Here is a 10905-nt window from a genome sequence, read left to right on the forward strand (position 1 = left end):
TCTTATGAGCATTGACATTTCAAATCCATGCTGGCTTCTGTTCATTCTCGCCGCAGGAGTAATACTCAACCTTGCAAACGACGTGCGCGCCGACTCAAAGCCGCGTGCAACCCGCCTTCTGATTGAATATCGCGAGAATCCTCTTGGCATTGATGCACTCGAACCCAGATTCTCGTGGCAGTTTGTTCAGGATGGAAGAAACTGCAGGCAAAGCGCATTTCAGATTCAAATTGCAGACGACCTCCAGGAACTCCTAAACGGCAAGGCAAATATCTGGGACGCCGGGAAAGTAGAATCAAGCAAAAACATAACTGCGCTTCCGCTTGGACCCCGGCTGAAAAGCGGGACGAGATACTGGTGGCGCGTCAAGGTTTGGGACGCAAATGATGTCGAAAGCGAATTCAGCGAACCTGCGTGGTTTGAAACCGCCCTGCTGGACCAATCCGAGTGGCAGGGCGTCTGGCTGGCGGCTCCGGGAGGCGGCAACGGCTACCACTCAGCACTCAGCTCCAAAGCGGAGGACGTTAAGTGGGTGCAGGTTGATTTGGGCGAACCAATGGAGTTCTCGGCTGTTAAGCTGTTCCCAGCAAGACCATACAACTGGCGGGAAGACGTCCCTGGCTTTGGTTTTCCACTGCGCTACCGGCTTGAGGCTTCCAATGAACCAGACTTCAAGGAGCCAACTATACTTGCTGACAAAACTGCCGAGGACCAGCCGAACCCAAAGGAACAGCCCGTTGAGCACAAATTCGACGCCGTCAAGGCGCGCTACGTCAGGCTGACGGCTACAAAGCTTTGGATGCGGCAGGACGGCCAGAGGCTGTTAGCACTTGCAGAAATGCAGATCATAAGCCCAGACGGCACCGACATCGCCTTTGGGAAGCAGGTCAAAGCACTCGACAGCATTGAGGACAGCGGATGGTCTGCCAGCCAGCTTACAGAAGGAATCCTCAGGTCCTCTGAGGAGCCGAAGATTGCTCCCTTGTTTCGGAGGGAGTTCGAACTGCCAAAGCCTGTCAGGTGGGCGCGGGCATACGTTACAGGGCTAGGCTACTGCGAGCTTCACCTGAATGGCAAAAAAGTGGGCGACCGCGTCCTCGACCCGGCATACACGGTTTTCGGCAAGCGAGTGCTCTACAGCACATACGATGTAACAGACATGCTCTGGCAAGGTAGAAATGCCGTCGGCGTAGTACTAGGCAAAGGATGGTACAGCAAGTCTCCGCGATTCATTCTTCAGCTAAACATTATATTCGAAGACGGCACAAGGACAAGCATAGTTACCGACTCCCACTGGAAGCGAGGCAACAGCCCAATCCTAGAGAACTCCCTCTACCATGGCGAAGTGTACGACGCTCGGCTTGAACAGCCCGGATGGGACGCTCCCGGCTTCGACGACTCAAAGTGGGAGCCGGCGGAAACAGTCCCACCGCCAACCCAAAAACTTTCCGCAGAAATAATTCAACCCATTCGGGTAAGTGAGACAATCAAGCCAAAGGCAGTTTCCAGTCCAAAAGAAGGCATCTGGGTTTACGACTTCGGACAGAACTTCTCCGGCTGGTGCCGCCTGAAAGTGTCGGGCCCAGCTGGAACAGAGGTGCGCCTCCGCTATGCCGAAGTGCTTTACGACTACGGCATGGTGAACCAAGAAAACCTTAGAAGCGCTCGAGCCACCGACCGCTACATCCTTAAGGGTGACGGCGTCGAAGTCTACGAACCAAGATTCACCTATCACGGCTTCCGGTACGTCCAGCTGGAAGGCTTCCCTGGGGAGCCAGACCTCGACACCCTTCTCGGCTGCGTCGTTCGAACCGATTTCCCCCAGCGAGGTTCTTTTGAATGCTCCAATGCGCTAATAAACCAAATCCAGCACAATTCCGTCTGGGGCTACAAAACCAACTGGCACAGCATTCCGACCGACTGCCCCCAGCGCGACGAACGCCAGGGGTGGATGGGCGACGCAGGAGTAGCGGCGGAGGTCGGCTTCTACAACTTCGATATGGGTGCCGCATTCTCCAAATTCCTCCAGGACATACAAGACCAGCAGGGCGAAGATGGCAGTATCCCAGATACAGTCCCCCATGTTTGGGGGTCGAATCCCGGAGATCCGATGTGGGCGGCGGCTTATCATGTTATCGTCTGGGACATGTACCGCCATACCGGCGACCAGCGGCTTTTGGAAAGACACTACGAAAACCTCAAGCGCTATGTGGATATGCTTGCCAAAGAGGCGCCAGACGGCATCCTAAGCCGCAACAATTACGGCGATTGGGTGGGCGTCGTCGAGACTCCGAAGGACCTAATTTCGACGGGAGCGTTCTACTACGTCGCTGATATTCTGAGGCAGATAGCGAGAAAAACAGGCCATTTCAAGGATTTTCGCAAATACGACGCCTTGTGCTCGAAAATTGCCTCTGCCTTCAATGCCAAGTTTTTCCATCCAGAGTCCAATACGTATGGAAATGGCAGTCAATATTCGAATGCCTGGCCGCTCTACCTCGGCATCGTCCCTGAGAAGCACAAAAAGGCGGTTGTGGATAACCTGGCCCATGATATAATGGTAAACCACAAGGGGCATCTGAGCGTGGGATTCCTTGGGGCACGCTACCTTCCCGACGTCCTCTGCAACGAAGGACACCCGGATGTCGCCTATACTATAGCAACTCAGAAAGACTACCCCGGGTGGGGTTATATGATAGAAAATGGAGCGACTACTATATGGGAGCTGTGGGTGTATGCTGTGGGCAACGGCATGAACTCACACAACCATCCGGCTTTCGGCTCAATCAGCGCCTGGTTCTATCGAAAGATTGCGGGCATAGCGCCGAAGTTCGAGCACGGCGGGTTCGAGCATTTTGACATCAAGCCATTTGTAATGGGAGACCTGACAGAGGCAAAGGCTTCGGTTGAAACCATCCGAGGGACTGCCGCATCGCACTGGAAGCGCTCCCAAGGCAAGCTGACTCTTGCCGCCGCTGTTCCCGCAAACTCCCGCGCATCCATCTGGGTGCCGAAGAATGGCATAAAGAACCCCATCGTCAAAGAAAGCGGGGTCTTGGTATGGGAAGACGGCAAATTCATCCCAGGCGCTGACGGCATAGAATCAGCAGGCGACGAAGGAGATTGGGTTAGATTTGAGGTCGGCTCCGGGGAATACTCGTTCGAACTGAGCAGTAGCAAATAATGATGCGAGCAGGCACAGGCACACAAATAATCAACCCGCCGCTTGGCGTCTCACTTGGCGGCTACTTCTACGAGCGGCCGTGCTCGGGAATCTGCGACGACCTTCTTGCAAAGTCGGTCGTTCTCGACGACGGCTCAACGAAGGTCAGCATAACAGTCTGCGACCTCCAAGCAGTCGAAGCCGAAGAGGTCCGCAGAGCGCGAGAGATTGCGCATCGGGCAACCGGCATATCGCCCGACAGCATAATGATTTCGGCGACTCATACGCATACAGGCCCCCAGGTCAGGCGCGGGCGAGCTGTGCCAGTAAGCGAGGAATACCTCAGCAAACTGCCGGAGATGATTGCCAGCTCAATTATCAAGGCGCACGACAATCTCCAGCCCGCGACCCTCAGGCTCGGTGAGGAATATGAGGACCGAATTGCCTTCAACCGCCGATATCGGATGAAGGATGGGAGCGTGCGGTTTAATCCCCCAAAGCAAGACCCAAACATACTCGGCCCCGACGGACCAATTGACCCACAGGTGAACGTACTGCGCATAGATGGCGAAGACGGCATGCCGACCGCCATACTGGCGAACTATGCCCTCCACCCCGATGTTTTGGGTGGCTGTGAAGCATCTGCCGACTTCCCAGGCGAGATGGCGCGCATTGTAAGCGATATTTACGAAAGCAAGCCGCTGGTAGTCTTCATGCAGGGTGCATGCGGGAATATCAACCATCGGGATGTTTCAAAGCCAGACAGCCAAACAGGGCGGAACGAAGTAGAGCGGATAGCGCGAGTGCTTGCGGGCAAAGTGCTTGCGGCTTCGGAGCTCTCCCAGCCAATGGACGGCACACTGGGGGTTCGCAAATCCATTCTTAAAATACCATATCATCCGCTGACCGAGTCGCTGAGAGAGAAGGCGGCCGCCGTTCGGTCAAACCCAACCGCAGACAGCTTCGACAAGGCACAAGCAAAAGCCATTGAGAACTACAGCCTCGATGGGAAGCTCGCCGATGTCGAGGTCCAAGCGATTAGAATCGCAGGCACGGCGGTCGTCGGCATCCCAGGCGAACTCTTTGTTGAGTACGGCATAAGCATCAAAGAATGGTCGCCATTTCGGCAGACATTCGTTGTGGAGCTGGCGAACAATACGTTTGGATACATACCCACCCAAGATGCGTTCTGCCCAGGGACCTACGAAACAATGCCTATCGTCTCCGCCATGCTCGAGCCATCTGCTGGGGTTATAATTGCAAATGCGGCGGGCGAACTTCTGAAAACACTAGCTTAAACGGCAACCACGGAGGAGAATATGATTAAAGTTGGGACAGGAACAAAAGTCATAACACCGCCTGTAGGCACCTCGCTTGCAGGGTACTTCCACGAACGCAAATCCACGGCGGTTCACGACGACCTCCTGGCGAAGGCGGTGGTTCTCGACAGCGGCACGGCGAAAGCTGCCATCTGCGTCTGCGACCTCCTCTGGATTCAGTCCTACCAAACCGCGGAAGTAAGAAGACTTGTCCACAGCGAAGTCGGCATCCCGCCCGAAAACATCATGGTCTCCGCCACCCACACCCACACAGGACCCGAAACGCGCATACATCAGCCCCTTGTACTGCCGAACGACAAGTATGTTCAAGAGCTACCCAGGCTTATTGCCGATGCCATAATCGAGGCGCATTCTAACATGAAGCCCGCGACCCTCAGGCTCGGTGAGGAATACGAGGACCGAATTGCCTTCAACCGCCGATATCGGATGAAGGATGGGAGCGTGCGGTTCAACCCAGGGAAATTGAACCCAGACATACTCGGCCCCGACGGCCCAATTGACCCGCAGGTGAACGTACTGCGCATAGATGGCGAAGACGGCATGCCGACCGCCATACTGGCGAACTACGCCCTGCATGTTGACGTAGTGGGCGGATGCGAGATATCTGCTGACTTCCCAGGCGAGATGGCGCGCATTGTAAGCGATATTTACGAAAGCAAGCCGCTGGTAGTCTTCGTGCAGGGGGCGCAGGGGAACATAAACCACCTCGACGTCTCAGACCCAAGAAAGCAGTCTGGGTGGGGCGAGGCAGTGCGAATTGCCCGCGTACTAGCAGGGAAAGTGCTTGCCGCATCGGAGCTTTCCACCCCAATGAGCTCAGAAGTGCTGGCGGCGAAGACGCGCATCCTCGACATCCTCTACCATCCGCTCACCGACCAGCTTCGGCGCAGGGCGGCTGAGGTGCGCAGTATGCCCAGCCCAAGCGAGTTCGACCTTGCTCAGGCAAAGCTCATCGAAAAATACGAGCTTGACGGCAAGAATGCCAATGTTGAACTGCAGGTAATTCGCGTAGGCGATACAGCGTTCGCAGGCATTCCAGGCGAATACTTCGTAGAATATGGGCTCAGCATTAAGGAGTGGTCGCCATTCTCGCAGACGTTCATCGTCGGGCTGGCAAATGCATGCTTTGGATACATCCCAACCCAAGACGCATTTTATCCAGGCACATACGAAACGATGCCGATTCTCTCGGCAACCCTGGAGCCATCAGCAGGAGTCCGCATTGCAAATGCGGCAGGCGACATATTAAGGGAAGTAGAGTTGCTGAATCAATGAACGCATTCTTCAAGCCGAAAGAAATAGAGATTAGAGAAAGAAGACTGCCTCTCTTCAAAGGAGGGAAGCCCGCCTACCACGTGGTGATTGCCGACAATGCCGATGCGGCAGTTTGCGAAGCCGCACGGATAGTCTGCGAGGCAGTCAGCCACCCAAGCGACCGCATTATACCCGAAAGCAAGGACGGCAGGCAGTCGCCCGCCATAATTCTATGCACCCCAGATGGACCTTCGCGCTTCAGCCGAATGATTGAGGGGAGCAGGCTTCCCGAAGCTCCAGTCAACCGCGACCAAGCCTACCAAATAACCATTACAGGCGATGATGTCGTCCTTCTCGGATACACTCCCCAGGCGCTGGTTTATGCGGCAATGACGCTCGCAGAGCTGGTCGAAGGCAAGGGCAAAAATGCCCAGCTCCCCGATGTCAGCGTCTTCGACTACCCCGATATGGCATACCGAGGCATTTACGTTGAATGCCGCTGGGGACCAGACAGCATGACGCTCGATGAATGGAAGCATGCTATAGACGAGCTTGCGGCAATGCGCATGAATATCGTCAGCATAGGCTTGTACAACAACTGGCCAATCCAATACGATGGGGTAATCTCCGAATGGATGATGGTGCCTATAAAGAAGTATCCGAAGCTGAAGACGCCCAAGCTCGTAAACTACTACTCGCCGTCCAAGAAAAAAGACATACGCCTTGAGTATGTGCCTCGGATATATGCAGAAGACCTTTTCGGCGAAATTATCAAGTATGCGAAGTCAAAGGGCGTTATCGTAAGGCCGCACTTCAACACCCCAGGCCACAATACGCAAATACCTCGCCACTATCCAGAAACATCGGCGAAGTTCGCAGACGGCACACCGAAGAAATACGGCTTCTGCATGAGCAGTCCGGCAACCTTTGAGGTGATGTTCAGCATTTTCGACGAAATCTGCGACAGATATCTACTGCCAAACGGAATTGACTGGTTCCACATTGGCTTGGACGAAGTATATCCGCTGGTCGGGATGAATATGGATATGCCTCTAAAGCGCATAGACCCCTGGTGCGAGTGCCCCGAATGTTCAAAGACATCGCCCGAAGACCGCTTTGTCAACTACGCAGTTCGCCTGGCGAAACACCTAAAAGAGAAAGGGATAAACCACATCGGCATGTGGCACGACCACTTCCTCCGCGGCGGGAAAATGAATGACGAGCTGAAGAGGCGCTTCGAAGAGGAAGGCTTAAAGGATTCGGTTGTGCTCCACTGGTGGCGGTATTCCGACTTCTTCGACACCACTATGCCCGAGCTGGGATTCAGGCGGTGGGTGGTGCCGATGACGGGGTACTTCTACTGGATTAACTACACCGACCACCTGCACAATGTTTTCTGGGCGATAGATAAGGGCGTCGAGGAGAGCGCAGAAGGCGTCGAAGCATATGGAGTCTGGCATCCAGCATTCCACCAGCACTACATCATGCTGGCGGCGAAATCGTGGAACTCCGAACGCTGGGCACACCCCGGTGCAGTAAGGGAAGAATACGCGAAGCTCCTCTTCGGCGCCCGCTGGAAGGAAGGGCTGAGGGGGCTCTGCTACTTCGACAACGTTACCGGTGGCGGCGGCATGATGAACTGGCTCAGTCGGCTGTTCAGCTATCCATATCTGTACGCCAATTGGGAAGCCGACGCATTCATACGCGAGAACTATCCCCAGGCTATTATCGAACAGCTGCTCCACAATTCGCTGAATGTATTGGGCTTTCTCAGCCAGGCGTCCGCCGAAACGCAAAAGGCAATTTCTATATTCGAAAGAATGATTGACGGCAAATCATCTAAATCTAGGAGCAAGTCAGCCCTCAACAGCCAGAGCACACTAATCAACCTCTATCTAGTCGAATGCAGGCGCATCAAAGCGGTGCTCGACCTCTTTTTAAGCATGACCAACTCTGTTAAATTGGCGCGCAGTGGCGCAGATGGCGAAAGGCTTCTAAAAGCGGCAGACGAAGTCAAAAAAGCCGCCGCTCAGCTCGATGAAGCAATGCTGGCAATCGAGAAGACATGGCTCCAGCCTTTCGTGCCTCAAGCATTAAGAGAGCTTACCCTAATGCGCCGATTTGCAGTTGATCTCGCCGCCGAGCTTCGGATGGGGCAAAAAGGCGAACTGAAGGTCATGGAATGCAAGCCGATTGAATGGCCAAATGACTGAGAAAATAAATACATTCGACAATCACGACAAAGCCTACCACCTTTGGAAAGCGGCGGGCATCAAAGAAGCGGCTGTAGTGCACGTAGATGCCCATCCTGACCTCTTCGAGCCCCAAGGGACAAGCGCACCGGTAATCTCCGACTACCTGCGGTGGGCGCTGAGAGAAGGCATACTGCGCGAGGTTCACTGGGTCACACCCAAACATACTTGGGACGCGAACACCAGCCGCAGAATCATCTGGTGCCACCTCAAAGCAATTGCCAATACCAGCGGCGGAGCGGACTGCTGGTTCAAGCCAGAAAAGCGGCAGGGCGGGCTTTCACTTTACGGACGGCCGGTAACGGTATGCTCGCTCGAATCACTCCCCGAAGTCAAGCCGCCGCTCCTCCTAGACATCGACGTTGACTACCTCCTCCTCAAAGATATACCGCTGAGCGGGTTCCATCGGATGGCTGAGCGGCCCTGGATTTGGCCATCCGAGCTTGCCCCCCTGCTGTCAGATTTGGCGCTGGCGGCGGAGATGGTTGCAATCAGCTATTCCCTCTCAGGATGCTTCGTTCCCCTCCAGTGGAAGCACCTCGGCGACGACCTGGCTTTAATTCTAGCATCAAATCAGCCCGACAAGGCACTTGAATATGCCTCGCTTAAGCGGCAAATGGCTGAGGCACTCCTTGACGGCGACATCAAACTGCACAACAAACTTCGAGAAGCCGCCGAGAAGCTTAATCCCCAAGATGCCTCACTCCACCACTGGCGCGCACTGGCTCTTAGGGCAGAGGGCAACATTGATGCCGCCAGGGAAGCCCATGCTCGCGCAGTTGAGCTTGACTTGACATACAAATGTTCGTGCGGCTTCGGCAGCTTGATTTATGAGGCACACGGCGAATATGACAAAGCCGAGAAGGCTTACCGCCTTGCCATCGAGCTGAGCGACAGCGACCCAATGGGCTGGTATGGCCTCGGACGGATCGCCATGCGGAAGAATGATAAGCAAAGCGCCCGCAAATTCCTAAGCCAAGCCGCATCTTTTCCGAATGCGCCCGCTGAGGTCCACCGAGAATTAGCAGCGCTCGCCGAATCGGAAGGAGACTTGGAAGAAGCACTGCGGCAGTACCGCTGGTACCTTCGAACAGCTCACGCCGGGCGGTCGCTTGAACATCCTATAGCCAGCGTTCCCCTGCGCGGCTTCCGAAGCCCTTTCTGGTCGGAAGGCTACTCTGCAATGGCTCGCATATGCAGTGCCAAGGGAAATACCCGCCTTTTTTCAAACTGCTACTCAGAAGCACTAAAGCTTGCGAACCCCCGCTTATACAGAGCCGCCAGACCGATACTCCGCAAAATGGGCGGCGCAAAAGATGCAACACCAGCCGCAGTCCTTTGGTCGCTAGCAAAATCTGCGGCCGTCGGCTTAGGCTTAGGCATCCAGCACATTCGCCGCAGAATCAAACTCAGGTTCTCGCCAGCCGGCTCCGAGGCAGCTGCCAGCCGCATGTGCCCGCCCGTGCGCCTTCCAAAAAGATGACAGGGGTACGAAGCTAACTTCAAATGCCCACCAACCGCCCAGTATCAGCTCGTCGGTTCAATCTGCTACCGCTCACTGCGAATCGTCTCGAGCATCGCAAAGAAGTTCTCAGGCGGAGTCTGGCAGACGATTAGATTGGACACTCCAACGATTATGCCGCCCAGCTCCTTCGCCGCTTGAAGGCAGTCCCTTGTTTCCTCAATTACGTCGTACTTCGTGCCCATATGCAGTGTGTGGGAGCTGATGTTGCCAATCAGCGTTAAGTGCGGAAACCGCTCGCGAAGCTTCCTCAAGTCCATCCCAGCGCGGCGGTCAATCTCATAGAAGCCGTCAACTATCGGAAATACATCATCCGCTATGGGCCAAAGATTGCCGTCGCTTGCGAAGAAGTAGTACTTCCCCATCGCATTGCATTCGCTTGTCAGCCGCTCAAATGCGGGCGCCATGACCTCGCGGAAAAACCTCGGAGAATAAATTGGTCCCTCGTTCCATGCCATGTCGCCGCCGCCAAGCATAACCTGCACGTCCAGCTCCCTGTAGCACCTTATCCGCTTTAAGGTGTATTCGGTCTGAACCTCAATGTAGCGCTTGACTAAATCAGGTCTTGCGGCAATCATTTCAAACCATATCGTCGAGCGGTTCGGCACGCCAACTCCGACTCCCATCCCTGGGACGGCGCGCTCGCCGCCGAATGCCTTCAGCACCTCAACCGCATCGGCGCATACGTCTTCGCATTTGGGGTCGTAGGAGTCGAGACCCCTTTCGAGGCGCTCAACCTCAGCTTCTATGTCTGACTCGGTCGGCTCGGGCTGTGGGCTTCGGTCAACCGTCTGGTAAAGCTCAGTCTCGGGGTCAAACCGCATGACCTCCCATGAGCCTTCGGGATCGCCGTAGAGAAACGTATATTCATCCAGCCGCCTGGTCGGCTTTCTCGTCATTCGCCAGCATGATGGGCGGACCATGTCCACATCAAGCGCCTTGGCAAGGTCAATCGTGTCCCGACGGGTGCGCTCAATGAACTCCCTGTGCGCCTCTGGTCCACTCCACATCGCCGCAGACTCGCGCCACTGCTGAATGCCGCCGCCAACATATGCTTCGCGCCCAAGAACCAGCGATGCTGTGCGCGAGGAAACCGAACAGTGATAGATTGGCACTCGGTCAGTCGGCTTGTGCTCCAGTGCCGCTGTTATGCGCTCTTTTGGAATCATCTCAAGAGTATGTTACACCACAAAGGCGGCGAAGTCCTTTTACCGAGAAATAACAAAAATTGAACTAAACCTTGGAAAAACTGCGGACACGGTCTTTACAAAACTAGAACAGCATGGTATAATTTCAGCGACACTGCGGGGTGGAGCAGTCCGGTAGCTCGTCGGGCTCATAACCCGAAGGTCGTTGGTTCAAATCCAACCCCCG

Annotated in this window: 6 protein-coding genes; 5 read left to right on the top strand and 1 reads right to left on the bottom strand. The window is 55.0% G+C overall.

The genetic code is table 11. The annotated features are described in order from the left end of the window. Positions 1 to 4: 4 nt before the first annotated feature. Genes K6T99_05615 through K6T99_05635 form a run of 5 tightly spaced genes read left to right on the top strand, consistent with a single transcriptional unit; the run spans position 5 to position 9492 of the window. Entirely contained in the window at positions 5 to 3184 is a 3180-nt protein-coding gene (locus K6T99_05615; GenBank protein ID MCL6519289.1) for a family 78 glycoside hydrolase catalytic domain, read from the top strand. Continuing rightward, positions 3184 to 4461: a hypothetical protein gene (locus tag K6T99_05620; GenBank protein ID MCL6519290.1), complete on the top strand. Its 1278-nt coding sequence runs from the start codon at positions 3184 to 3186 to the stop codon at positions 4459 to 4461. Before K6T99_05615 ends, K6T99_05620 begins: the two co-directional genes overlap by 1 nt. 21 nt (positions 4462 to 4482) lie before the next feature. Continuing rightward, complete coding sequence (locus K6T99_05625) at positions 4483 to 5778, top strand: neutral/alkaline non-lysosomal ceramidase N-terminal domain-containing protein (protein MCL6519291.1); 1296 nt, start codon at positions 4483 to 4485, stop codon at positions 5776 to 5778. After that, entirely contained in the window at positions 5775 to 7970 is a 2196-nt protein-coding gene (locus tag K6T99_05630) for a family 20 glycosylhydrolase (protein MCL6519292.1), read from the top strand. Before K6T99_05625 ends, K6T99_05630 begins: the two co-directional genes overlap by 4 nt. Beyond that, a complete protein-coding gene (locus K6T99_05635) occupies positions 7963 to 9492 on the top strand; it encodes a tetratricopeptide repeat protein (GenBank protein ID MCL6519293.1) in 1530 nt (509 codons plus the stop codon). Before K6T99_05630 ends, K6T99_05635 begins: the two co-directional genes overlap by 8 nt. Positions 9493 to 9557: 65 nt before the next feature. On the opposite strand, the gene K6T99_05640 is transcribed toward K6T99_05635, so the two are convergent. Continuing rightward, positions 9558 to 10700, bottom strand: a complete 1143-nt coding sequence (locus tag K6T99_05640; GenBank protein ID MCL6519294.1) for a uroporphyrinogen decarboxylase family protein — start codon at positions 10698 to 10700, stop codon at positions 9558 to 9560. Positions 10701 to 10905 lie beyond the last annotated feature (205 nt).

This window comes from Armatimonadota bacterium (assembly GCA_023511795.1).
In the GTDB taxonomy this organism is placed as follows: domain Bacteria; phylum Armatimonadota; class UBA5829; order DTJY01; family DTJY01; genus JAIMAU01.